21 protein-coding genes are annotated in these 22924 nt (G+C 71.4%); 14 read left to right on the plus strand and 7 right to left on the minus strand.

Annotated elements, in window-relative coordinates:
• Positions 1-25: 25 nt before the first annotated feature.
• Entirely contained in the window at positions 26-1384 is a 1359-nt protein-coding gene (gene pafA, locus AC3CF1_RS02465) for a Pup--protein ligase (RefSeq protein ID WP_088948117.1), read from the plus strand.
• Between the two features lie 101 nt (positions 1385-1485).
• Positions 1486-1680 (plus strand): hypothetical protein, encoded by a 195-nt coding sequence (locus AC3CF1_RS02470; RefSeq protein ID WP_088948118.1) that lies wholly within the window; start codon positions 1486-1488, stop codon positions 1678-1680.
• A 147-nt stretch (positions 1681-1827) separates the two neighbouring features.
• Here AC3CF1_RS02470 and AC3CF1_RS02475 read toward each other — a convergent pair whose 3' ends face one another.
• Positions 1828-2913, minus strand: coding sequence for a DUF3866 family protein (locus AC3CF1_RS02475; protein ID WP_210793963.1), 1086 nt, complete (start codon positions 2911-2913; stop codon positions 1828-1830).
• A 62-nt stretch (positions 2914-2975) separates the two neighbouring features.
• On the minus strand, positions 2976-3983 hold the full coding sequence (locus tag AC3CF1_RS02480; RefSeq protein ID WP_488449427.1) for a cation diffusion facilitator family transporter: 1008 nt from the start codon (positions 3981-3983) through the stop codon (positions 2976-2978).
• Between the two features lie 117 nt (positions 3984-4100).
• Between AC3CF1_RS02480 and AC3CF1_RS02485 the strand changes: the two genes are divergently transcribed.
• From AC3CF1_RS02485 to AC3CF1_RS02515, 7 genes are all read left to right on the plus strand, one after another.
• Positions 4101-5099 carry a helix-turn-helix transcriptional regulator gene (locus AC3CF1_RS02485; protein WP_354983886.1) on the plus strand — a complete coding sequence of 333 codons (999 nt, stop codon included), beginning with the start codon at positions 4101-4103 and terminating at the stop codon, positions 5097-5099.
• Positions 5096-6151 (plus strand): helix-turn-helix transcriptional regulator, encoded by a 1056-nt coding sequence (locus AC3CF1_RS02490; protein ID WP_354983885.1) that lies wholly within the window; start codon positions 5096-5098, stop codon positions 6149-6151. The genes AC3CF1_RS02485 and AC3CF1_RS02490 overlap by 4 nt, the downstream gene beginning before the upstream one ends.
• A 10-nt stretch (positions 6152-6161) precedes the next feature.
• Positions 6162-6407 (plus strand): hypothetical protein, encoded by a 246-nt coding sequence (locus tag AC3CF1_RS02495; RefSeq protein WP_179779023.1) that lies wholly within the window; start codon positions 6162-6164, stop codon positions 6405-6407.
• Between the two features lie 157 nt (positions 6408-6564).
• A complete protein-coding gene (gene tatA, locus AC3CF1_RS02500) occupies positions 6565-6879 on the plus strand; it encodes a Sec-independent protein translocase subunit TatA (RefSeq protein ID WP_088948123.1) in 315 nt (104 codons plus the stop codon).
• Between the two features lie 18 nt (positions 6880-6897).
• Positions 6898-7851 (plus strand): twin-arginine translocase subunit TatC, encoded by a 954-nt coding sequence (tatC, locus tag AC3CF1_RS02505; protein WP_354983884.1) that lies wholly within the window; start codon positions 6898-6900, stop codon positions 7849-7851.
• Between the two features lie 116 nt (positions 7852-7967).
• Positions 7968-8363 (plus strand): DUF3592 domain-containing protein, encoded by a 396-nt coding sequence (locus tag AC3CF1_RS02510; RefSeq protein ID WP_355163529.1) that lies wholly within the window; start codon positions 7968-7970, stop codon positions 8361-8363.
• Between the two features lie 63 nt (positions 8364-8426).
• Complete coding sequence (locus tag AC3CF1_RS02515; RefSeq protein WP_354983890.1) at positions 8427-9350, plus strand: diacylglycerol kinase; 924 nt, start codon at positions 8427-8429, stop codon at positions 9348-9350.
• On the opposite strand, the gene AC3CF1_RS02520 is transcribed toward AC3CF1_RS02515, so the two are convergent.
• Entirely contained in the window at positions 9313-10230 is a 918-nt protein-coding gene (locus AC3CF1_RS02520; RefSeq protein WP_488449428.1) for an EamA family transporter, read from the minus strand. The genes AC3CF1_RS02515 and AC3CF1_RS02520 overlap by 38 nt on opposite strands.
• A gap of 144 nt (positions 10231-10374) precedes the next feature.
• Between AC3CF1_RS02520 and AC3CF1_RS02525 the strand changes: the two genes are divergently transcribed.
• Positions 10375-10683 (plus strand): hypothetical protein, encoded by a 309-nt coding sequence (locus tag AC3CF1_RS02525; RefSeq protein WP_088948128.1) that lies wholly within the window; start codon positions 10375-10377, stop codon positions 10681-10683.
• Entirely contained in the window at positions 10680-11078 is a 399-nt protein-coding gene (locus AC3CF1_RS02530; RefSeq protein WP_488449429.1) for a PIN domain-containing protein, read from the plus strand. The genes AC3CF1_RS02525 and AC3CF1_RS02530 overlap by 4 nt, the downstream gene beginning before the upstream one ends.
• A gap of 18 nt (positions 11079-11096) precedes the next feature.
• On the opposite strand, the gene AC3CF1_RS02535 is transcribed toward AC3CF1_RS02530, so the two are convergent.
• The gene (locus AC3CF1_RS02535) at positions 11097-11861 is read right to left on the minus strand and encodes an HAD family hydrolase (RefSeq protein ID WP_354983880.1); all 765 of its coding nucleotides are present in this window, start codon (positions 11859-11861) and stop codon (positions 11097-11099) included.
• Positions 11862-11947: 86 nt separating this feature from the next.
• Between AC3CF1_RS02535 and AC3CF1_RS02540 the strand changes: the two genes are divergently transcribed.
• Together AC3CF1_RS02540 and AC3CF1_RS02545 are read left to right on the plus strand one after the other, a co-directional pair.
• Entirely contained in the window at positions 11948-14749 is a 2802-nt protein-coding gene (locus AC3CF1_RS02540) for a DEAD/DEAH box helicase (protein ID WP_354983879.1), read from the plus strand.
• Positions 14750-14913: 164 nt separating this feature from the next.
• The gene (locus AC3CF1_RS02545) at positions 14914-15816 is read left to right on the plus strand and encodes an MHYT domain-containing protein (RefSeq protein WP_354983878.1); all 903 of its coding nucleotides are present in this window, start codon (positions 14914-14916) and stop codon (positions 15814-15816) included.
• A gap of 30 nt (positions 15817-15846) precedes the next feature.
• On the opposite strand, the gene AC3CF1_RS02550 is transcribed toward AC3CF1_RS02545, so the two are convergent.
• From AC3CF1_RS02550 to AC3CF1_RS02560, 3 genes are all read right to left on the minus strand, one after another.
• The gene (locus tag AC3CF1_RS02550) at positions 15847-16707 is read right to left on the minus strand and encodes an endonuclease/exonuclease/phosphatase family protein (protein ID WP_355162637.1); all 861 of its coding nucleotides are present in this window, start codon (positions 16705-16707) and stop codon (positions 15847-15849) included.
• Positions 16708-16837: 130 nt separating this feature from the next.
• Complete coding sequence (locus AC3CF1_RS02555) at positions 16838-17776, minus strand: NHL repeat-containing protein (RefSeq protein WP_488449430.1); 939 nt, start codon at positions 17774-17776, stop codon at positions 16838-16840.
• 172 nt (positions 17777-17948) lie between these two features.
• Positions 17949-20276: a beta-L-arabinofuranosidase domain-containing protein gene (locus AC3CF1_RS02560; protein WP_327644123.1), complete on the minus strand. Its 2328-nt coding sequence runs from the start codon at positions 20274-20276 to the stop codon at positions 17949-17951.
• A 739-nt stretch (positions 20277-21015) separates the two neighbouring features.
• On the opposite strand from AC3CF1_RS02560, the gene AC3CF1_RS02565 reads away from it, so the two are divergent.
• A complete protein-coding gene (locus tag AC3CF1_RS02565) occupies positions 21016-22767 on the plus strand; it encodes a family 43 glycosylhydrolase (RefSeq protein WP_488452030.1) in 1752 nt (583 codons plus the stop codon).
• Positions 22768-22924 lie beyond the last annotated feature (157 nt).

Raw genomic sequence — 22924 nt, forward strand, 5'->3', positions numbered from 1 at the left:
GCCTCCGGGCGGCTAATGTCACACCATGGAGCGGCGAATCTTCGGCCTCGAGACCGAGTACGGCGTCACCTGCACCTATCGCGGGCAGCGGCGGCTGTCCCCGGACGAGGTCGCGCGGTATCTGTTCCGCCGCGTGGTGTCCTGGGGTCGGTCGAGCAACGTCTTCCTGCGTAATGGGGCCCGGCTCTACCTGGACGTCGGGTCGCATCCGGAGTACGCGACTCCGGAGTGCGACTCGGTGACCGATCTTGTCGCCCACGACCGGGCTGGCGAGCGGATCCTGGAGGGCCTGCTGGTCGACGCGGAGAAGCGACTGCACGACGAGGGCATCGCGGGTGAGATCTACCTGTTCAAGAACAACACCGACTCGGCCGGCAACTCGTACGGCTGCCACGAGAACTACCTGGTCTCCCGGCACGGCGAGTTCGGCCGGCTCGCCGACGTACTCATCCCGTTCCTGGTCACTCGGCAGTTGATCTGCGGGGCCGGCAAGGTTCTGCAAACCCCGCGCGGCGCGGTCTACTGCCTGTCGCAGCGGGCCGAGCACATCTGGGAGGGCGTCTCCTCGGCGACCACCCGCAGCCGTCCGATCATCAACACCCGCGACGAGCCGCACGCCGACGCCGAGCGCTACCGGCGGCTGCACGTGATCGTCGGTGACTCCAACATGAACGAGGTCACCACGCTGCTCAAGGTCGGCACCGCCGACATCGTGCTGCGGATGATCGAGGCCGGGGTGGTGATGCGCGACCTGTCCCTGGAGAACCCGATCCGGGCCATCCGGGAGGTGTCGCACGACATTACCGGCCGGCGCAAGGTGCGGCTGGCCAACGGCAAGGAGGTCAGCGCCCTGGACATCCAGCAGGAATACCTGGCCAAGGCCACCGAGTTCGTCGAGCGGCGCGGCGGCGACCAGGCCGCCAAGCGGGTCGTCGAGCTGTGGGGCCGGGTGCTCAACGCGGTGGAGACCGGCGACCTGGAGCCGGTCTCCCGGGAGATCGACTGGGTCAGCAAACTGCGGCTGATCGAGCGCTACCAGCGCAAGCACGACCTGCCCCTGTCGCACCCCCGGGTGGCGCAGATGGACCTGGCCTACCACGACGTGCGTCGCGGTCGGGGCCTCTACGGGCTGCTGGAGCGCCGCGGGGAGGTCGACCGGGTGACCACCGACCCGGAGATCTTCGAGGCGAAGGAAACCCCGCCGCAGACCACACGGGCCCGGCTGCGCGGCGAGTTCATCCGGCACGCCCAGGAGAAGCGGCGCGACTTCACCGTCGACTGGGTGCACCTGAAGCTCAACGACCAGGCGCAGCGCACCGTGCTCTGCAAGGACCCGTTCCGGGCGTACGACGAGCGGGTGGAGCGGCTGATCGCCAGCATGTGACCGGTGTGCCGACCCCGGCGGTGGTGTGCGCCGGCGGGGTCGGCCTACCCGGCGGGCTCCACGGCGCTGTCGGCGCGGGGGCCCGCTAAGCTGGGTCCGCCATGACGACTTCTGGACCTTCCGACCGCTCCGAGCGCGGCACCGAGCGGCAGAACTGGGTCGAACGCCGACGCGAGAAGATCCGCGCCGAGGTCGACCGAAACCGGCGCGGTGAATACACCGTCCCGACGTGGGTGCTGGCCCTGGCGCTGGTGCTCATCGTGGGCGGCTGGCTAGCGCTGATCTTCCTGGCCTAACCCACCCCACCCCACCCCACCCCACCCCACCCCCGCAGCTGGCGTTGATCATGAAGTTATCGCCATGACACGCCGGGGCGGCGGGCAATAACTTCATGATCAACCGGGCCGAGGCCGAGGCCGAGGCCGGGGCCGAGGTTGGGGCGGTCAGGGCAGCAGGGTTACGGCGTGGCGGCCGGCGGCGGCGGCGGCCAGGAAGTACGCGTGATCGGCGTCGAGGCCACGGCCCATGGTGGACAGCGGCACGGCGCTGGCCCGCAACGCGGCGTCGAGACCGGTGGTGGGCACCCGGACGATCCGGTGCCGGGCCGCCAGGGGGGCCAGCGACGCGTTCACCTCGGCGAGCAGCGCCGGGGCCAGGTCGTCGGGCACCACCAGCTCCGCCGGGGCGAGAGCCACCCGGCCGTACGCGGTGAGGCTGTGGTGCGACACGCCCCGGTGTCGGGGGCGGGCGTCGGCGTCGGAGATGCGCAACGAGCCGACCGGCCGGCCGCCCAGCGTGGCGATCGCGTTGACCGCCTCACCGACGGCGACGCCGGAGAACCCCCAGCGGGTGCCGGTGCCCAGATTGCCGGGCCCCTGGGCCACGATGGCCACGTCGGCGCCCAGCACGTACCGGGCGGCGAGCAGGCCGCCGTGCAGGGTGGTGGCCTCCAGGTCACCGCCGAAGGCCTGCCCGACGGTGATCGTGCCGGCCAGTTCGGTCCGCAGCCCGGCGAGGGTGCGGGAGAACCACGCCGGCAGCGCCCCACCGTCGGTGAGCAGGTACGCCACCCGCGCCTGCGGCGCGTCGGCCCGGATGCCGGCCAGGATCGCCGGCAGCGCCGAGTGCAGGTCGGCGGTGACCACCGGCAGGCCGCCCAGGTCGTCCGCGTCGGCCAGCACGTCGCGGTGCGGGGACGCCTCCTCGTCCACGCCGAGCAGGATCGGCTGCAACGGCGTGTAGCGGGCCTTGACCAGGTGACCGGCGTCGCGGGTGTCGCCGACCTCCGGCGGGTCCGGCGGCAGCCGGTCCGGCAGGGCCACCACCAGGGCGTATCCGCCGGTGCCCAACCCCATCAGCAGCGCACCGGCGTTGAGCAGCACCCGGTCGCCGGGCTCCGGCGTGCCGACCAACTCGGGGTAGGCCAGCGCCCGCATGCGGGTGCCGTCGGGCAGGTCGACGTCCAGCTCCACCGCCCCGGTCCACTGCCGTCGCAGCGTCGCCACCGTCCCCGTACGCCATCGCACCATGACGGGCAACGCTAGCCGCGCGGGCCCGGCGGCCCGCGCCCGGGTGCTGCCGGGCGGTTCGTTCAGGGGCGGTCGGGTCCGTCGTCGGCCCGCGGGTCCGGCGCGGCCTGGGTGTGCCGGGGCCGGCCGGTGGCGCCGGGCAACGAGCGGGTGGGGTCGAGGAACACGTAACGGATCTCCGGGTACAGCCCGGTGAGCCGCCGTTCGGCCTCGTCGGCGGCGGCCTCGATGGCCGCGCCGGTGGCCTCGTCGCTGAAGTCGACCTTGGCGGCGACCAGGATGTCGTCCGGGCCGAGCTGCATGGTCATCAGGGTGTCGATCCGCTCCACCTCGGGTAGCCCGGTCAACTCCTGCTCGATCTCGTGACGCAGCCGCTCCGGGACGGCCCGACCGACCAGCAGCGACAGGTTGTTGGCGGCGAGGATCCCGGCGACCGTCAGCAGCAGGAGCCCGATCAGGATCGACGCGACGCCGTCCCACACCTCGTCGCCGGTGGCGTGGGACAGGCCGACGCCGGCACCGGCCAGCAGCAGACCGATCAGGGCCGCGCTGTCCTCCAGGAAGACCGCCTTGACGGTGGTGTCGGCGGTCAGTCGCAGGAAGCGTCGGGGAGTGGTCTGCCAGCGCCGGGACTCGCTGCGGACCTGCCGCACGGCCCGGGCTAGGGAGATCGACTCGATGACGAACGACACCGCCAGGACGATGTACGAGACCAGGTAGTCGCCGCTGTGCTCGTGCACCAGGATCGTGGTGACGCCGTGGGTGACGGCGAAGCCGGCGCCGGCGACGAAGGTGAACATCGCCGCGAAGAACGCCCAGACGTAGCTTTCCTTGCCGTACCCGAAGGGGCGCCGCTGGTCCGCCGGCCGGGCACCGCGGCGCAGTGCCTGGTAGAGGAGCACCTCGGTGGTGGTGTCGGCGACCGAGTGGGCCGCCTCGGACAGCATGGCGGCCGAGCCGGAGATCACCCCGGCGATCAGCTTGGCGATCGCGATGGCGAGGTTGGCGACGCCCGCGACGATCACCGTGCCGACGCTCTCGCTCTCGGGCCTGGCGTCCGCTTGCGACATGAGCCTCACCCTATGACCGGAGACGGCAACGCGCCGGGGGAGGCCCGATCCGAACAAGTGTGCGGCACGCCCGCGCGGGTGCACGTCGTGGGCGTGTCGACTGCTAGCGTCTACCGCGTGTCGCGGACCCGCACCGAACGCCTGGTCAACCTGGTGATCTGCCTGCTGTCCACGCGACGGTTCCTGACCGCCGCGCAGATCGCCGCGACCGTGCCCGGCTACGAGCATGATCCCGATGACGCGCGCGACCACGAAGCGTTCCAGCGCAAGTTCGAGCGCGACAAGGCCGAGCTGCGTGAACTGGGTGTGCCGCTGGAGACCGGCACGGCGAGCGCCTTCGACGCCGAGCCCGGCTACCGGATCGCCCACCGCGAATACGCGCTGCCCGACATCCTCCTGGAACCGGACGAGGCCGCCGCTGTCGGCATCGCCGCACGGCTCTGGCAACACGCCGGGCTGGCCGCCGCCGCGTCGTCCGGGCTGGCCAAGCTCCGTGCCGCCGGGGTGGACGTGGACCCGCAGGCCACTCTCGGCCTGGAGCCCATGGTCACCGTCGACCCGGCGTTCGCGCCGCTGACCGCCGCCGCCCGGGACCGCCGCGAGGTCGGGTTCGACTACCGGGTGCCCGACCGGGACGCGTCCAGCCGGCGTCGGCTGCAACCGTGGGGCGTGGTCTGCTGGCGCGGCCGGTGGTATGTGGTCGGCCACGACCTGGACCGGGCGGCGACCCGCTGCTTCCGACTGTCCCGCGTCGTCGGCACGGTCCGGGTGACCGGCGCGCCCGGCGCGTACGAGCCGCCAGCCAACGTCGACCTGATCAGCCACGTGGCCCGTTGGTCGGGTCCGGTGGAGCGGACCGGCCGGGCCACCGTGCTGGCCGCCCCGGGCCGTGCCGCCGGGCTGCGCCGCTGGGCGGTGGAGGTGACCGCCGGGCCGGACGGTGACCGGCTCGTCCTGCCGTACGCGGACCCGGACGGGTTGGCCGGCCACCTCGTCGGCTACGGCCCGGACGTGCGGGTGCTCGACCCGCCGGAGGTCCGCGAGGCCGTCATCCAACGACTGAAGGAGATCGCCGTCCGACACGACGAGCTGGCCGTCAGCGGGGGTGCCCGGTGACCCGCCCGGCCGCCCGGGGCGGCTCCCGCGCGTCCGCCGACCGGCTGGCCCGGCTGCTCAACCTGGTGCCCTACCTGCTGGCCCGGCCGGGCATCGAGATCGCCGAGGCGGCTGGTGACCTCGGCGTCACCGAGCGGCAGCTCCGGGAGGACCTGGAGCTGCTCTGGGTGTGCGGGCTGCCTGGTTACGGCCCGGGTGACCTGATCGACATGGCGTTCGACGGTGATCGGGTGACCATCACCTACGACGCCGGCATCGACCGGCCGCTGCGACTCACCCCGGATGAGGCCCTCGCGTTGGTCGTGGCGTTGCGGATGCTCGCCGAGACGCCCGGGGTGGCCAACAGGGAGGCCGTCGAACGGGCCCTGGCGAAGATCGAGGACGCGGGGGACCTGGTGGGCGCGCCGGTGGCGGTCCGACTGCCCGGTGACACCCGGCGGGTCGAGGCGCTGCGCGCCGCCGTCGAGGGCGGCAAGGCACTGCGGATCACCTACTACACCGCTGCCCGGGACGAGACCACCGACCGCGTCATCGACCCGCTGCGGATGCTGATGGTCGGCGGCCGGGCGTACGTGGAGGCGTGGTGTCGGCGCGCGGAGGCGGTCCGCCTGTTCCGGGCCGACCGGATCGACGCGATCACCGAGCTGGCCGAGCCCGCCACCGTGCCCCCGCAGGCCGTTCCGCACGACCTCACCGAGGGGGTCTTCCGCCCCTCGCCCGACCTGCCGCTGATCACGCTGCGCATCGGCCGCAGCGAGCGGTGGATCACCGAGTACTACCCGTGCGAGCGCGTCGAGGCCGGCGACGGCGACCAGTGGCTGGTGTCGCTGCGGGTCACCGACCTGGGGTGGGCTCGCCGGTTCGTGCTGGGCCTCGGCCCGGAGGCCACCGTGGTCGCCCCGGTCGAGCTGGCCGAGCAGGTGCGGGCGACGGCTGCCGCCGCTCTGGACGCGTACGCCGTGCCCACCCCGACCGCCGAGCCCCGGCAGTCCGAGGCCGACCCGGAGATCGCCCCGTCGGGCGACCCGGCGGTGGTCGGGCGCACCCAGTAGGCTGACCGCCGTGCTGATCTGGATCGTGCTCGCGGTGGTGCTGCTTCCCCTCGTGGCGCTCGCGTTGGCCGTGCGCCCGGTGCTGACCCGGCTGCCTGGGCTGCGGCGCGCCGCCGTGGCGTTGCAGCGGCGGGCCGCCGAGGCCGAGGCGCTACGGGAGACGGCCGAGTCGTTGCAACAGCGCGCCGAGGGTGTGCAACGCCAACTCGACACCACGTCTCAGCGGATCGCGCTGATCAAGGCCAAGCGCGGCTGACCAACCGGTCGTTCGGGTTGTTGACGGATCATCCCGGGTTGGTCAAGACTTCACCCTCCGAGCCAGACCATCACCACCCGGCGGGTGGCGGGCGGCCGATCCGCACGTACGATGGGCTGCGTACCACCCCTCGGACACAGACCGACTGGAGCTTCTCATGGGTGCCCTCAAGCCGTGGCACATCGCTGTTCTCGTGGTTGTGCTGATCCTGCTCTTCGGTGCGAAGCGGCTCCCCGACGCTGCCCGTTCGCTGGGTCGGTCGCTGCGGATCATCAAGGCCGAGACCAAGAGCCTGCAGGACGACGACCGCGACCTCGCCGAGAAGGCCGACGCGCAGTCCGGCTACCAGCCGTTGCCGCCGCACGCCGGGCAGCAGGCGCCATACACCGGGCAGCCGCAGCAGGCGCCCTACCAGCAGGCGCCGACGCAGCAGCCGGTCGTCGACCCGGTGCACCGCGTCCGCGACAACTGACCGAAGGGCCCCACCATCGTGGCCTTCGCACTGCGTAAACGCGGCCCTAAGGCGTTCGAGCGGGCCGCCGACGGCTCGATGACGCTCATCGAGCACGTCCGCGAACTGCGTAACCGTCTGTTCCGCGCGTCGCTGGCGATCATGATCGGCTTCGGCTTCGGTATCTGGCTGGCCGAGCCGGTCCGGTTGTTGCTGTCGAAGCCGTACTGCGACCTGCCGGGGTCGGTCGACCCGGTCACCGACAAGTGCCTGTTCGTTCAGCTCGGTCCTGCGGACCTGTTCCTGCTGAACCTCAAGATCGGCCTGTGGGTGGGCCTGATCATCGCGGCGCCGATCTGGCTCTACCAGCTCTGGGCGTTCATCGCGCCTGGTCTGCACCGGCACGAGCGGCGCTACGCCTATGCCTTCACGGCCCTGGCAGCGCCGCTCTTCGCGGCCGGCGCGGTGCTGGCGTACTTCGTCACCGCCAAGGGCCTCGAGTTCCTGATGAACGTGTCCGGCGATGACATCTCGACCACGCTGGAAGTCACTCGCTACATCTCGTTCGTCACCAATCTGATTCTGCTGTTCGGGGTGGCGTTCGAGTTCCCGCTGATCGTGCTGATGCTCAACTTCGTCGGCATCGCCAGCGCGAAGCGGCTGCTCAGCTGGTGGCGGGTGGCGATCTTCGTGTTCTTCGCGTTCTCCGCCGTGGTCACCCCCACCCCGGACCCGTTCGGGATGACCGCGTTGGCGCTCTGCCTCTCCGCCCTCTACTTCGGTGCGGTCGGGGTCGCGTTCATCAACGACCGGCGGCGTGGGCGGGGCAAGGAGGTCTACGCGGGCATCGACGACGACGAGGTGTCGCCGTTGGAGTTCGACAAGGACCCGGTCGTGGCCGGGCAGCGGGTCGACTCGACAGCGCCGATCGGCGTACCCGAGCCGGTCGCCAGGCCGGCACCGATCGAGCGTCGCTACGACGACATGACCTGACGCCTCGGCGTGCTGGGTCCACCAACGCCGTCCCCGCCTGGCGGGGACGGCGTTGCCGGTCCTGTGGGCAGACGCCCGGGTCGCACGACCGTTGCGGCGAAGGGCATCATGCATCCATGAACTCCGGTGCCGTCATCACCATTCTCATAGGTGCGTCCCTTGCGTGTGTCGGCGTGGTGCAGGCATGGGGGATCCGGAAGCTGCGCCGAACCGGCGTGGCATCTGTCGGCACAGTGATAGGCCACGAGAGGACCGTCGACGACGGCACGCTCTACGCACCGGTGATCGCCTTCGTCGACGAGAACGGCAGAAAGCGCCAGTTCACGGTCGCCATACGAACCAGCGGACTTGTCCACAGCGTCGGGGAGGAGGTTCCGGTGATCTACCCGCCGGGGCGGCCGAACGACCCGAGACTGGCCTCGTTCAGGCACCACCTGGTGAAGGTCGGTCTGCCGCTGACAGTGGGCGCGTTGTTCACTTTTCTCGGCCTGCTCGGTTTACGGCAGGTGTGAATACCGTTTCGCCGTGCAGCGCCGTCTGAATGCGGCTTGGCCGGCCGTCGCCCGACCGCTACGGTGCTGCCCGTGACCGCAGAAGATCACCTGAACGGCCCCGTCGCCGTGCTCGCCAACTCGGCCGCTGGGCGAGGCCGTTACAGCGCTCTGCTGCCACGGCTGCTGGACGGTCTGGCTGCCGCCGGGCGACCGATCCGGCTGCTGACGGCAACCGGTCCGGCCGAGGCGGAGGCGGCGTGCCGTGCTGCGGTCGCCGACGGTGCGGGCGCGCTGGTTGCGATCGGCGGGGACGGAACCGTGCACCGGGCGTTGCAGGCGGTCGCCGGCACGGATGTGCCGTTCGGCCCGATCCCGGCCGGCACCGGCAACGACTTCGCCCTGGACACGGGTTTTCCGGCTGACCCCCTCGCAGCGGCGGAGGTGATCGCCGACGCGGTGCGCGCCGGCCGAACCAGCGCCGTGGACCTGGCCCGGATGACCGGCGGCGACGGCACCGAGCGCTGGTACGGGGCGGTCCTCGCGGCCGGGTTCGACGCGATCGTCAACGAGCGGGCCAACCGGATGCGCTGGCCGCGTGGCCCTCGCCGCTACGATCTGGCGATCCTGGTCGAGCTGGCCCGGCTGCGCCCCCGCCGCTACACGCTGCGCCTCGACGGGGTGCCGCACGAGTTGGACGCGGTGCTGGTGGCGGTGGGCAACTGCCCGACGTACGGCGGCGGGATGCGGATCTGCCCCGACGCCGACCCGACCGACGGGCTGCTCGACGTGGTGGTGGCGGGCCGGGTCAACCGGCGGACCCTGATCCGGGTGAAGCCGCGCATCTACCAGGGCACCCACGTCAGCCACCCGCTCGTGCGCAGCTTCCGCGCCCGCACCGTGGAGTTGAGCGCCGAGGGCATCACCACGTACGCCGACGGGGAACGCTCGTTGGGCCTGCCGGTGACGATCAGCGCCGTCCCGGGCGCCCTGCGACTGTTGCGTTGACCCGTACCGCCCCGATGCTGGCCGCGATGACCAGCACGATGGCGGCGCACTCCAGCAGGGTCAGGGCCTGTCGCAGCACCAACCACCCGGCGAGCGTGGCGATGGCCGGCCCGAGGCTCATCAGCACGGCGAAGGTGGCGGTGGGCATCCGCCGCAGCGCCAGCAGCTCCAGCGTGTAGGGCAGGCCGGAGGCGAGCACCGCGAGGGCGGTGCCCAGCGCCAGCACCGGCGGGTCGAGCAGCACCGCGCCGCCGTCGACGATGCCCAGCGGCAGGGTGACCAGCGCGGCGAGGGTCAGTGCCAGGGCCAGCCCGTCCGCGCCCGGGAACCGGCTGCCGACGCGCGCGCTCAGCACGATGTATGCGGCCCACATGGCGCCGGCGCCGAACGCGAAGGCCACGCCGACCGGGTCCAGTCGGTCGAAGCCGCCCTGGCCGAGCAGCGCCACCCCGGCCAGCGCGAGTCCCGCCCAGCCCCAGCTGGCCAGTCGTCGGGCGCTGAACACCGACAGCGCCAACGGGCCGAGCACCTCCAGCGTCACCGCCGGACCCAGCGGGATGCGTTCGATGGCCTGGTAGAAGAGCGAGTTCATGCCGGCCAGCGCCAACCCGAACGCGCCCGCCGCGAGCCAGGCCGAACGGTCGTGGCCGCGCATCCGGGGCCGGCACACGATGAGCAGCAGCACCGCTGAGATCGTCAACCGCAGGGTCACGGCGCCGGCCACCCCGGTGCGCGGGAAGAGCAGCGCGGCCACGGCGGAGCCGAACTGCACCGAGAGGGCCCCGCCGAGCACCAGGCCCACGGCGGCGACGCCACCGCGCCGGGCCGGTGGTGCGTCGGCCGGTGGTGGCGTGGGCAGCAGGATCTCGGTCACGGGCACGACGGTAGGCGGCCCCTTACGGCCATCCTTCGGCGGGTCCACCGGCCGACAAGGGCGAGCCCTTTCCTCGACTCGTGCCCAAGGCTGGGCCGACACGGCCGTAAGCGGTCGCCAACGTGGTGCTACCGGCGTACGGTCGCTGGTATGACCAGCGCGATGAGGAAACTGTCCATCTCCGTGCCACCCGATGTGGCTGAGCGCCTGGAGCGCGAAACCAACGCGAGCGCGTACATCACCCAGGCCGTCCGTGACCGGATGCGGCTGGACGCCCTGGACGCGGAGCTGGCCCACCAGGGCATCCCGATCACCGAGCAGGGCGTGGCCGAGGCGCGTGCCCGCCGGGCCGCCGTGGAGGCCGACTGGTCCCCGGAGCGCCGCAGCGCCCTTCGCGAGCGGGTCCGCCAGCACGCGCTGGACGCCGCCGCCGGTACGCCCGAACAACCGGCCGCGTGAGCCCCGAGGACGACCGCCCGGTCCGGCTCGTGCTGGACCGGTCGGCACTGCTGGCATACCTGGCGGGGTCGGTGCATGTCGGGGAGCCGCTGCACGAGGTCATCCAGGACCGCAACAGGTTCGGCGTCACCGCCGTGACCGCGGCGGAGGCCCTGGCGATCGTCACCGACCCGAAGGAACGAGCGACCCTGCACCGCCTGCTGACCCTGGACGCCTGTGAGGTGCTCTCCACCGAGGGGCACTCCTGGCACGAACTCAGCTTCTGGCGCACGGTGACGGGCCGTACCGATCTGGCCACCACGGCGCTGGCCGTCCTCGAACACGACGCCTCGATCCTGACCGCTGAGGACCGGTACGGCGACGGCGAGCTACCAGTGATCCACATTCCCCGCTGACGGCACGGAAACCACAGGTCAGGCCGGCAGGGCGAGATCGAGGACGGCGCCCAGCCCGTTCTCCCGACCGGGTTCGGCGGCCGGGAGCACCAGCGCCGCGCAGCCGGCGGTCACCGCGCCCGCGTCGGCTGGTGTGTCACCGACCATCAGCGTCTGTTCCGGGTCGACACCGAGCATCCCGCAGGCGCGCCAGAAGATCGCCGGGTCGGGCTTGCAGCGCCCCACCTCGTAGGAGAGCACGAACGCGCCGACCAGGTCGGTCAAACCCCACGTGTCGAAGTGCGGCCGCAGGTCGAAGCCGATGTTGCTGACCACGGCGACCGGCACCCCGGCGTCGCGCAACGCGGTCAGCGTGGGCTCGGTGTCCGCGTACGGCAGCCAGCCCTCGGCGGTCAGCAGCCGCTCGTAGAGCGCGTCGGCGAAACCCTCGATGCCCGCGTCGACCGTCTCGGCCAGCCCGGTGTACGCGCCCCGGTGGGCGTGTTGGTAGAGGTCCCGGTCGGCCCACAGCTCGGCCAACCGTGGTGGCACCCGCGCCGGCAGGGGCCCTCCGGCACGCCCGGCGGTGAGGAGCCGGTCGGCCAGCGAGGTGGCTCGGACCCGATCCAGGGTGACCCCGCACGCCGCCGCGGCCTCCAGCACCCACTGCCGGGGCTCCTCCACCTGGGCCAGGGTGCCGTGGAAGTCGAAGAGCACCGCCTTCACGGGCCGTCGGGACGCCCTGGGGGCGGCGGCCTCGTTGCCCGGCGAAGGAGTCTGGGTCGGTTCGGCATGGTCCGGCACGCCGTGCACCCTACCGACCGCCCCCGATGGCACCTCCGGACGGCCTTGTGGGGTGTCGTGTCCCGGCACGCACTAATCTTGGTGTCATGTCGAGTCCCGCCGAGCGTTACGCAGCGGCGCGCCGCCGGGCCGCGCAGGCCTCACAGTTTCCCGCGCTGGACGAGTTCGCCCTTGACCTGGGGTTCGACCTCGACGACTTTCAGCGTGAGGCGTGTCAGTCGCTGGAGCGGGGCAGCGGTGTGCTGGTCTGCGCACCCACCGGCGCCGGCAAGACGGTGGTCGGCGAGTTCGCCGTCCACCTGGCGTTGCGGGGGCGGCCCGACGACCCCGTGACCGCCGACGACACGGCGACCCCGCCGCCCCGGCGCAAGTGTTTCTACACCACGCCGATCAAGGCGCTGTCCAACCAGAAGTACCACGACCTGGTCGCCCGGTACGGCGCCGAGCAGGTCGGTCTGCTGACCGGCGACAACGCGATCAACGGCGATGCGCCAGTGGTCGTGATGACCACCGAGGTGCTGCGCAACATGCTCTACGCGGGCTCCAGCACGCTGCAGGGGCTGGCGTACGTGGTGATGGACGAGGTGCACTACCTGGCCGACCGGTTCCGTGGCGGGGTGTGGGAAGAGGTGATCATCCACCTTCCAGCCTCGGTCACCCTGGTCTCGTTGTCGGCGACGGTCTCCAACGCCGAGGAGTTCGCCGACTGGCTGGTCACCGTGCGAGGCGAGACCGCGGTGGTGGTCAGCGAACACCGGCCGGTGCCGTTGTGGCAGCACATGCTGGTCGGCAAGCGGATGTTCGACCTGTTCCACGACGCCGACGCCGCCCGCAAACACGACGTGCACCCCGAGTTGCTGCGCTACACCCGGGAGACCGTGCGGCGGCTGGATCTGGGCGAGGGACGCAGCGCGGGGCCCGGCGCTGGTCGGCGCGGCCCGCGCTGGCGTGGCCCGATGCGCCCCGACATCGTCGACCGACTGGACCGTGAGGGTCTGCTGCCGGCGATTCTGTTCATCTTCAGTCGGGCCGGCTGCGCCGCCGCGGTGCAGCAGTGCCTCGCCGCCGGGCTCCGGCTGACCTCGCCGGACGAGCGGGCCGAGATCCGCCAGGTGGTCGAGTCCCGGGTCACCGCCATCCCCGGCGAGGACCTGACGGTGCTGGGCTACTGGGAGTGGCTCGACGGCCTGGAGCGCGGCCTGGCCGCCCACCACGCCGGCATGCTGCCGGTGTTCAAGGAGATCGTCGAGGAGTTGTTCGTCCGCGGCCTGGTCAAGGCGGTCTTCGCCACCGAGACGCTGGCGCTGGGCATCAACATGCCGGCCCGCTGCGTGGTCCTGGAACGGCTGGTCAAGTACAACGGTGAGGCGCACGTCGACCTGACCCCGGGGGAATACACGCAGCTCACCGGGCGCGCCGGTCGCCGGGGCATCGACGTGGAGGGGCACGCCGTCGTGGTGTGGTCCCCGGAGACCGACCCACGGCAGGTGGCCGGGCTCGCGTCCACCCGCACCTACCCGCTGCGCTCCAGCTTCCGGCCCTCGTACAACATGGCGGTGAACCTGGTCGGCACTGTCGGCGCGGAGCCGGCCCGGGCGCTGCTGGAGTCCTCGTTCGCCCAGTTCCAGGCGGACCGGTCGGTGGTGGGTCTGGCCCGGCAGGTGCAGCGCAACACCGAGACGATCGAGGCGTACGGCGCGGAGGCCGCCTGCCACCACGGCGACTTCGACGAGTACTTCGCGCTGCGGGTGGCGATTGCCGATCGGGAGAAGGCCATCGCCCGGCAGGGGCAGACCCAGCGCAAGGCCGCCGCGGTGGCGTCGCTGGAGCGGCTGCGCGTCGGCGACGTGATCCGGGTGCCGTCGGGCCGTCGGGCCGGGCTGGCGGTCGTGCTGGACCCGGCGACCGGTGGGTTCGGTGAGCCCCGGCCGCTGGTGCTCACCCAGGACCGCTGGGCCGGACGGGTCAGCCCCGGCGACTTCACCACCCCCGCCGAGGTGCTGGCCCGGATCCGGGTGCCCAAGCACTTCAACCACCGTTCGCCGGGTGCTCGGCGGGATCTCGCCGCCGAGGTCAGCGGCACCGGTCTGGACCGGCACGGCGGCCGACGGGGTGGCCGTTCCCGACAGGTGTCCGGGGAGGACCACCAGATCACCCAGCTCCGCACCGAGCTGCGTAACCACCCCTGCCACGCCTGCCCGGAGCGGGAGGACCACGCCCGCTGGGCGGAACGGCGTCGGCGGCTGGAGCGCGACACCGAGGAACTGCGCGAGCGCGTCTCCGGGCGTACCGGGTCCCTCGCCCGCACCTTCGACCGGATCGTCGCGCTGTTGACCGACCGTGGCTACCTCGCTCGCGACGGCGCGGTCACCGACGCGGGGCGGATGCTCGGCCGGATCTGGACCGAGGCGGACCTGCTGGTCGCCGAGTGCCTGCGCCGGGGAGTGTGGAACGGCCTGTCCCCGGCCGAGTTGGCCGCCGCGGTGTCCGTGGTGGTCTTCGAGGCGCGCCGCGACGTCGACGAGCGGGCGTCGCTGCCGCGCGGGCCGGTGGCCGACGCGGTCGACGAGACGTTGAAGCTGTGGGGGGAGATCGAGGCCGACGAGGCGGCGCGCGGGCTGAACGCGACCCGGGAGCCGGATCTCGGCTTCGCCTGGCCGGTCTACCGGTGGGCCCGGGGCGAGGTGCTGGCCAAGGTGCTCGGCAGCGGTCACGAGATCGACGGTGAGATGCCCGCCGGTGACTTCGTCCGGTGGGCGCGACAGGTGGTCGACCTCCTCGGTCAGCTCGCCGATTCCGGCGGCGCCTCCCCGGAGCTGCGTTCCACGGCACGGCAGGCGATCGCGGCGATCAACCGGGGTGTCCTGGCGTACCACACTTCGGCCTGATCACCACATTCGATCACCATCGGTGTCGAATCGACGCATCGGACGGTCACCGTGACAGCACCCCCCGGATAGCCCGGGGGGCGCTGTTGCGCCTGATCACGGCACCCCTGATCATTGCCGGAGCGCCTTGTTGACGCGCCGCTAACAAATGGGGAGAAACCGCCGTGGCGGAGATCAATCACTTTGAGTACGGGTGGATCACGCCCGCGCTGAGCTACGCGCTGTCCGTGCTCGGCTCGATCCTCGGTCTGGTCTGCGCCGGGCGAATCCGCAGGGCGCAGACGAACGGCCAGCGGGCCTGGTGGGGTCTGCTGTCGGCCTGGGCACTGGGCGGCACCGCCATCTGGGCGATGCACTTCATGGCCATGCTCGGGTTCGCCGTCGAGAACACCCGGATCCGCTACGACGTGCCGCTGACCGTGGCCAGCACGGCGATCGCGGTGGTGGCGGTCGGGATCGGCCTGGCCATCGTGGGCACCGGCCGGTTGAACGCGGTGCGACTGATCGCGGGCGGCATCTTCACCGGTGCCGGTGTGGCGTCCATGCACTACACGGGCATGGCGGCGATGCGGCTCAACGGCAGCCTCGGCTACGACACCGTCCGGGTCGTGCTCTCCGTGGTCATCGCCGTCGTGGCGTCCACCGTCGCGCTGTGGCTCGCGATGACGGTCCGCCGCGGGTTGGCGATCTTCGCCTCCGCGCTGGTCATGGGTGTCGCCGTGAACGGGATGCACTTCACCGGGATGAGCGCCCTGTCGGTGCACCGCCACGAACGGGCGGGCGAGGTCACCGGCGCCGGGGTGAGCACCCTGCTGGTGCCGATCATGCTGGCGGTGATCTTCGGGGTGGTCGGTCTGCTCTACGCCCTGCTCGCCGCCCCGACCGACGACGACCGGGCCGCCGCGGCGTACCTGGACGGGCGTCGGGTCGCGGAACCGGCCGCGGCGACGCCCGTCGCCGCCCCGGACCCGGTCGGTCTGCGCGCCCGCTCCACCCTCGGCCAGCCCGGCACCCCGTTCCCGTCCCGTCGGGACACCCCGTCCCGTCGGGACACCCCGCCCCGCTGACCCGCGACGGGCGGACAGGTCACCGGCGGCTCACGTCGGCGGGCGCCCGGGCCGGCTGCCGTCGATGACGACGGTGGCCAGCAGCCCGGGGTGGTCGGTGGCTCCGTGCATGGTCACCGACCTGCGGCAACAGAGTGTGATGCCGGTTGTCGCCACGATGTGTTGTCGTGCGCCGTCGTCGACCCGGGAGTGGCCCGGCGGCGCACAGGAGCGCACGTCGGGGTCGTCGGCCCGCAGATTGAGGTCACCACCGAGCACGGCGGGCCCGGAGCCGGTGCCTCTGAGGATCGTCGGCAGGATCGTGTCGAGCAGGTGGCCGCACTGGGCGAGCGCGACGCGGTAACCGGTGTTGGCCAGGTGCGTGGTGCAGGCGAGCAGGCCGCCGTCGACGTCGACGCAGAGCCAGGCCCGTTCCTCCGGGTCCGCGAGGTCCTGCGTCGGGTGGATGCCGCTGTACACGACGCGCGGGGTGTCCGGCGTCCGGACGTGGGCCAGCAGCCCGATGCCGTACGGCTGACCGTTGCGACACCTTGTGTCGGCGCCGCTGGGCCGGTCGCCCGCGGCCTGGAACGCGGCCACGACGCTGCGACCCGGGTGGACGGTCTCGAACACGCCCCGCAGGGCGGGCACGTCGTCGTCGCAGATCTCGTTCAGGGTGACCAGGTCGGGGGCCTCGGCCCTGATCACGTCGGAGGCGACGGCGACGGACCGGCCGGTGTAGCAGCCGGCGCGGCCACTGTTGCAGAGGTTCAGCTGGAGCATCCGCAGGACCGTGGGTCTGCCGGTCTCCGTGGAACTGGCCACCGTCGGCCCGGCCGGCAGCCCGGCGGCGACGATCAGGAGGCCCACGGCCAGGGCTCGGCGCGGGAACCGGTGCAGACGATTGGCCACGCGCACTCCGGGTGGGGGAGGCGACAGTCGTCGCCGCGGTGCCCGTGATCGTACTCGCGGCCGGCCGCCGCCTCACCCCGCGCGGGATGCCGATGGGGGCACGCGGGTGCGCGTACCCCCATCGGGCTGGTCAGCGCGCGCGGACCGCGACGACCGTGTACGGCGTGGTCGGGGTCGGTGGGGTGGTGAAGCGGGCGTTGGGCAGGTAGAGCCGGCCGAGTGCCTTGGCGACGGTCGTGGGGACGTCGAAGTTCGGGTCCGTGATGGTGGTGGTGAGAGTTCCGGCGGTGCCGGCGTGGTTGAGCGTGACCACCGCGATCTGGTTGAGGCGGTTCTGCACGACGTGCAGGGTGCGGCCGAGCAGCAGCAGCCCGTCGCCGTTGGTGAAGGTGTGGCCGGGCACGTCCACGACGGTGCTCACGCCGGTCGCCGGGTCGACCCGGAACAGCGTGCCGGTGGTCGACTGGACGACGATCAACGCCTTGCCGTCCGGTGTGGTGGTGATGCCGTTGAGGTTGACGCCGGTGCCGACCTGCTCGTACGCGCCGGTCAGCGCGATGGTGGTGAAGCCGTCGGCGGGCGGCAGCGCGCCACCGCGGCCGAGCGGCAGCCGGTAGAGCACCGGGCGGTTGGAGTCGGTGAAGTATGCGGCGTGGCGGGTCAGGACGACGTCGTTGACGAACGTCGGGGCGGTGGCGAACTGGTAGCGGGCCAGCACCTCGCCGGTGCGGGTGTCGAGCACGCGGGCGTCGCCGGCCGTGCCGCCGGAGACGAACAGCCGGCCGCGCGCGTCGACCTTGAGGCCGAGCGACGGTGTGCCGGTGGGCGCACCGATCGTCGTGCCCCGGCCGGTGATCAGGTCGACGCGCTGGATGGCGCCCGTCGCGCGGGAGCCGAGGTAGGCGTACCGGCCCGCGGTGGCGATGCCTTCGGGCTGGAACCCGTCGGGCAGGGCGAGGACGGTGGGTGGCCGGACTCCGGGGTGCGCCTGCGCGGGCGCGACGGCGACCGAGGTCAGGAGGGCGGCGGTCAGGGCGCCGCCGAGGGCGGCCCTGAGGGGTCGGTTCACTGTGCTCCTTCCGGGCGGCGAGGCGGCACGAGCCGACCCATCCGCCACGATCACTGGGGCCAGGACCCGATCCACTGTACGACCGCTGCCGTCCGCCCGCCCGGCGTGCGACGCCCGACGTCACCGGCACGGCCCTCGGGAGCCGCGCCGGTGACGCGTGCAACTGCGGATCTCAGGGGTTGCGGACGAGCCGCCACCGGTTGTCCGCGCTGCCGTTGTCCGAGTCCTGTACGGCCTGCGCGCCCCACGCGGTCGACCCGTTCAGGATCCCGAGCAGCTTGTTGCTGTTGACGTTGCGGATCTTGTAGGTGCCGTCGCCGTTGTCCACCAGGATCCACCGGTGGTCCGCGGTGCCGTTGTCCGACCATTGCAGGACCCGGGCGTTGTCCGCCGTGGACATGTTCTCCACGCCGAGGACCTTGCCGCTGTTGACGTTGCGGAACCGGACCGCGTTGCCGTCGGTCACGATCACCCAGTTGTGGTCGGCGGTGCCGCTGTCGCCCCACTGCACCGCCAGCCCGCCGTCGGCGGTGGACATGTTCTGAACGCCGAGGACCAGCCCGGTGCCGACGTTGACCAGGCGGCTGCTGCCGCCGGTGCTGCCGCCGCCGCTGGTGCTCCAGTAGACGGTGTAGTTGTATCCGTGGGCGTCCTGGAAGGGGGCCAGGTTGACAGTGGACCCGTTGGCGTTCGCGGTGAACGCCAGTGCCGTGGTGCTGGTCCGGGAGATCGACGAGACGGTGAGTGCCGGCAGGGTGCTCAGGGCGGTGTTGCCGTAGTTGCCGGCCAGCACCGACGGGCCGTACGTGACCGCGGCGACGTTGGCGTTGTCGTTGGCGGCCCGCACGACGACCTGCATCGGCAGGCGCACGGTGATGGTGTCGCCGGCGGCCCAGGTGCGGGTGACCGTGGCGTAGCTGCCCGGTGTGGTGGCGACGTTCTGCACCGTGCCGTTCACGGCGATCGTGGCGCCGTTGGTCCAGGACGGGATCCGCACCCGGATGCTCCACGAGCCGCTCATCGACCCGGACAGGGTCAGCGTGCTGGTGTCACTGACCGGGTAGTTGGTGCTCTGCGTGACCGTGATGCCGCGTTGCGACCAGGTCAGCACCGACGGCGTGAACAGGTTCACGGTCAGCGTCGTGCCGTTGTGGAAGTAGATGGAGTCCATCAACCTCGTGTTGATCTCCAGGCCGGTGCCCTGGCAGCACCAGAACGAGTTGTAGTCCGTGCTCCAGGTGCCGCCGCCCCACGCCGGCCCCACGCCTCGACGCCCGCCCGGCCGCAACGGGGTGAAGTAGGTGATGTGGCCGTGGCTGTCCGCCGGGTTCTGTCCGCCGATCAGGTGGTTGATCGTCGCGCGCTCGTAGAAGTCGAAGTAGTCCGCCCGGTTCGGGTCGAGCAGCCACAGCTCCCGGGTCAGCTTGAGCATGTTGTAGGTGTTGCACTGCTCGCAGGTGTCGTTGTTGAGATATCCGGCGATCGCGTTGGGTGCCCGGAAGTGCTCGGCCTGGCTGTTGCCGCCGATGACGTAGGAGTGCGCGCCGACGGTGATGTTCCACGCGTTGCTGGCGATGTCCCGGTAACGGGTGGTCCCGGTGGCCTTGAACTCCCGGGCGGCGCCCACCCACTTGGGGACCTGGGTGTTGGCGTGCAGGCCGGAGAGCTGGTCCTGGTTGGAGGCCAGGGGGTTGAACACGGCGGCGTGGTCGAAGCGCTGGGCGGCGGTGAGCCACCGGGTGTCGCCGGTCTGCTGGTAGATGTCGGTGAGCACGTCGTTCATGCCGCCGAACTCGGTGCCCAGCATCGACTGCATCTGGCTGGAGCTGAGCCGGGCCGTGCGGGTGTCGACCCAGCCCGCGAGGGACAGCAACACCGTACGGGCCTGCGTGTTGCCGGTGTAGCGCCAGACGTCGAGCAGCCCGGCGAGGGTCTTGTGGATGCAGTAGTAGGGCACGTTGCCGTTGGACAACGTCCGCGCCTCCAGCGCTGTGAAGTCGGACTCGGGGAAACCGGAGAGGTAACCCGCGCCGAAACCGGCAGCCCCGTTGTTCGCCTGGCACTTGGCCAGCTCGGCCACCATGTAGTTCGCCTTGTCCCGGCAGGTGGTGTCGCCCAGCACCGCGTACGCGTACGCCCAGGCGGTCAGGAAGTGCCCCTGCATGTGGGTCCGGAAGGGGAAGTTCGGCGCGTCCCAGCCGCCGTTGGTGGCGGCACCGTTGGTGGACAGCCGGTGGTTGGCGCGGAAGTTGTAGAGCATGCGGTCGACGTCGACGAACCGCAGGTAGTTGAGCGTCCGTGTCTGGTTGTCCATCCAGCGGCCGCTGGTCAGGCGTACCTGGCCGAGGTCGAACGGGTACGCCGAGACGCCGATGTCCGGCCGGACCGGTGGCACCACGGCCGCAGCCGCGCTGCCGGCGGCGACAGTGGTGCCGGTCGCGGAGAGCACCACTGTGGCTCCGGCGGCCTGGAGCAGGTGTCGGCGGCTGAGGGGTGGCATGGAACCTCCAAAGGGACTTGTGACAGCGGGACGGGTCTGGTGGTGGACGACCGCAACGGCGGGCGGGGCTGGGCGCGCCGGCGGCGGCCGTCGCGGGTGGGGGTGCTGCCGCTGTGGACTTCCACGTGCTGCCCGGTGTAATCGCTCCACGTCAATGTGATCGCTAACATAGTTGGTCGTTAACATGCCCGCAACCCCCGTGACGCCTGCTGTCCGATCCGGTCGTGCCGAACTCGCGCCTCGGACGACTGGCCGCGTCGTGTCCCACCTCGGCGACGGTCTGAGGGCTCCGACGTGGTCCGAAATAGAGGTTATGGCGGAATGGACCAAATCTGCGGGTGGCGGATCATGATGACCTGCCCTCCGTTGACGCCCGCCGCACCCCTCAGTACGGTGCATCGTAAAACGTGGATGTCAACGCTGATACATCAGCGTTACGGCGAGGTTGCGCCGGTCGTCTCACGCCAGCTCAAAAACCCAGGTCAGAGGCAGTGAAAGGGGGTATTGGCGATCACCTGTTAGCGCTAACAGGATGCCCGTTTGTGCTGCTGGGTCTGGCGACAACGAACGCCCGCTCGATCGGCAGCCGGGTGGCGGCAGTCCGCCGAGTCAGACATCGCGCACCGCGCATTCGGTAGGAGAAATCGTGAAGGTGAAAGATCGCAGCAGAACCGGCGCCGGCAGCCGCGCCCGACGCGCCGTCGCCTGGCTGGCGAGCATCGTCTGCGTGCTGGCACTGGTGCCCGGCACGGCCAGGGCCGACAACCCCATCGTCCAGCACATCTACACCGCCGATCCGGCACCCCTGGTGCACAACGGCCGGGTGTACCTCTACACCGGACACGACGAGGACGGCTCCACCTACTTCACCATGCGTGAGTGGCGCGTCTGGTCGTCCGCCGACATGGTCAACTGGACCGACCACGGGTCGCCGATGAGCCTGTCGACCTTCGCCTGGGCGGACGCCAACGCGTGGGCCGGGCAGGTCATCGCCCGCAACGGCAAGTTCTACTGGTATGTGCCGGTGCGCCAGCGCTCGAACGGGCAGATGGTCATCGGAGTGGGGGTGGCGGACAGCCCGACCGGGCCGTTCCGGGACGCCATCGGCCGACCTCTGGTCGGCAACAACGAGATCGACCCGTCCGTGTTCATCGACGACGACGGGCAGGCGTCCCTGTACTGGGGCAACCCGGGCCTGTGGTACGTGAAGCTGAACTCGGACATGATCTCCTACTCCGGCAGCGCGACCCGGATCACGCTTACCACGGCGGGGTTCGGCACCCGGACCGGCAACGCGAGTCGGCCCACCCTCTACGAGGAGGGGCCGTGGGTCTTCAAGCGCAACGGGTTGTACTACAACGTGTTCGCGGCCGAGTGCTGCTCGGAGTTCATCGCCTACTCCACCGCGCCGGGCCCGACCGGACCGTGGACGTACCGGGGGACGATCATGCCTCGGCAGGGCGGCAGCTTCACCAACCACGCCGGTGTCATCGACTTCAACGGCGGCTCGTACTTCTTCTACCACAACGGGGCGTTGCCCGGCGGTGGCGGTTACACGCGCTCGGTGGCGGTGGAGAAGTTCACCTACAACTCCAACGGCACCATCCCGACGATCACCATGAGCACCGCCGGGGCGCCGCAGGTGGGCACGCTGAATCCGTACGGGCGGCAGGAGGCCGAGACGATCGCCTGGGGTTCCGGTATCGAGACGGAACCGTCCAGCGAGGGCGGCATGAACGTCGGCTGGATCGAGAACGGCGACTACGTCAAGGTCAAGGGGGTCGCCTTCGGCGGCGGCGCGACCTCGTTCAGCGCCCGGGTCGCCTCGGCGACCAGCGGCGGCCGGATCGAGGTGCGGCTCGACAGTGCCAGCGGCCCGGTCGTCGGCACCTGCACCGTGGGTGGCACCGGCGGCTGGCAGACCTGGGCCACCACCACCTGCGCGGTGAGCGGCGCGACCGGCACGCGTGACCTGTACCTGCGCTTCGTCGGCGGCAGCGGCAACCTGTTCAACCTCAACTGGTGGCAGTTCGGTGGCACCGGCGGCAGCGGGAACGTCCTGACCAACGGCAACGTCGAGAGCGGCACGACGGGTTGGGGCGTGAACGGCAGCGGCACGCTCTCCACCAACACCTCGGTCGTGCACGGCGGCAGCGGATCGCTGTCGATCACCGGGCGCACCTCGGCGTGGAACGGCCCCAGCCAGGACGTGACCTCGAAGCTCACCAACGGCAAGAGCTACACCACGAGCGTCTGGGTACGCGCGCAGAGCGGCACACCGTCCGTGAAGGCGACCATCGCGCTGACCGCCAACGGCACGACGAACTACCTTCAGCTGACGCCGACGGCGGACGTGAACGTCAACGGCTGGACCCAGCTCACCGGCACGGCGACCGTCTCGTGGAGCGGCACGCTGACCGGGGCCACGTTCTACGTGGAGACGGCGGCAGGCACCGACAGTCTCCTCGTCGACGACGCCTCGTTCCAGTGACGCGCGGTGCCGGAGCCGTGCCCGTACGGCTCCGGCAGTCCGCCGCAGCGCGGGATCGGCGCGAGCACCACTCGATGCTTGACGAACGGCATGTTATCGCTCACAGTCGATGGGTGAGGGCGGCCGCACCTGTGGCTCACCGGGCGAGCCTGCCGGT

This window comes from Micromonospora sp. MGP-C2 (assembly GCF_057766525.1).

Bases quoted from the DNA above. Each gene is read 5' to 3' on its own strand.
- tatA (WP_088948123.1), top strand. From the start codon at position 6,565: ATGGGTGCCCTCAAGCCGTGGCACATCGCTGTTCTCGTGGTTGTGCTG.
- AC3CF1_RS02560 (WP_327644123.1), bottom strand. From the start codon at position 20,276: ATGCCACCCCTCAGCCGCCGACACCTGCTCCAGGCCGCCGGAGCCACA.
- AC3CF1_RS02510 (WP_355163529.1), top strand. From the start codon at position 7,968: ATGAACTCCGGTGCCGTCATCACCATTCTCATAGGTGCGTCCCTTGCG.
- AC3CF1_RS02540 (WP_354983879.1), top strand. From the start codon at position 11,948: ATGTCGAGTCCCGCCGAGCGTTACGCAGCGGCGCGCCGCCGGGCCGCG.
- AC3CF1_RS02525 (WP_088948128.1), top strand. From the start codon at position 10,375: ATGACCAGCGCGATGAGGAAACTGTCCATCTCCGTGCCACCCGATGTG.
- pafA (WP_088948117.1), top strand. From the start codon at position 26: ATGGAGCGGCGAATCTTCGGCCTCGAGACCGAGTACGGCGTCACCTGC.
- AC3CF1_RS02475 (WP_210793963.1), bottom strand. From the start codon at position 2,913: ATGGTGCGATGGCGTACGGGGACGGTGGCGACGCTGCGACGGCAGTGG.
- AC3CF1_RS02470 (WP_088948118.1), top strand. From the start codon at position 1,486: ATGACGACTTCTGGACCTTCCGACCGCTCCGAGCGCGGCACCGAGCGG.
- AC3CF1_RS02480 (WP_488449427.1), bottom strand. From the start codon at position 3,983: ATGTCGCAAGCGGACGCCAGGCCCGAGAGCGAGAGCGTCGGCACGGTG.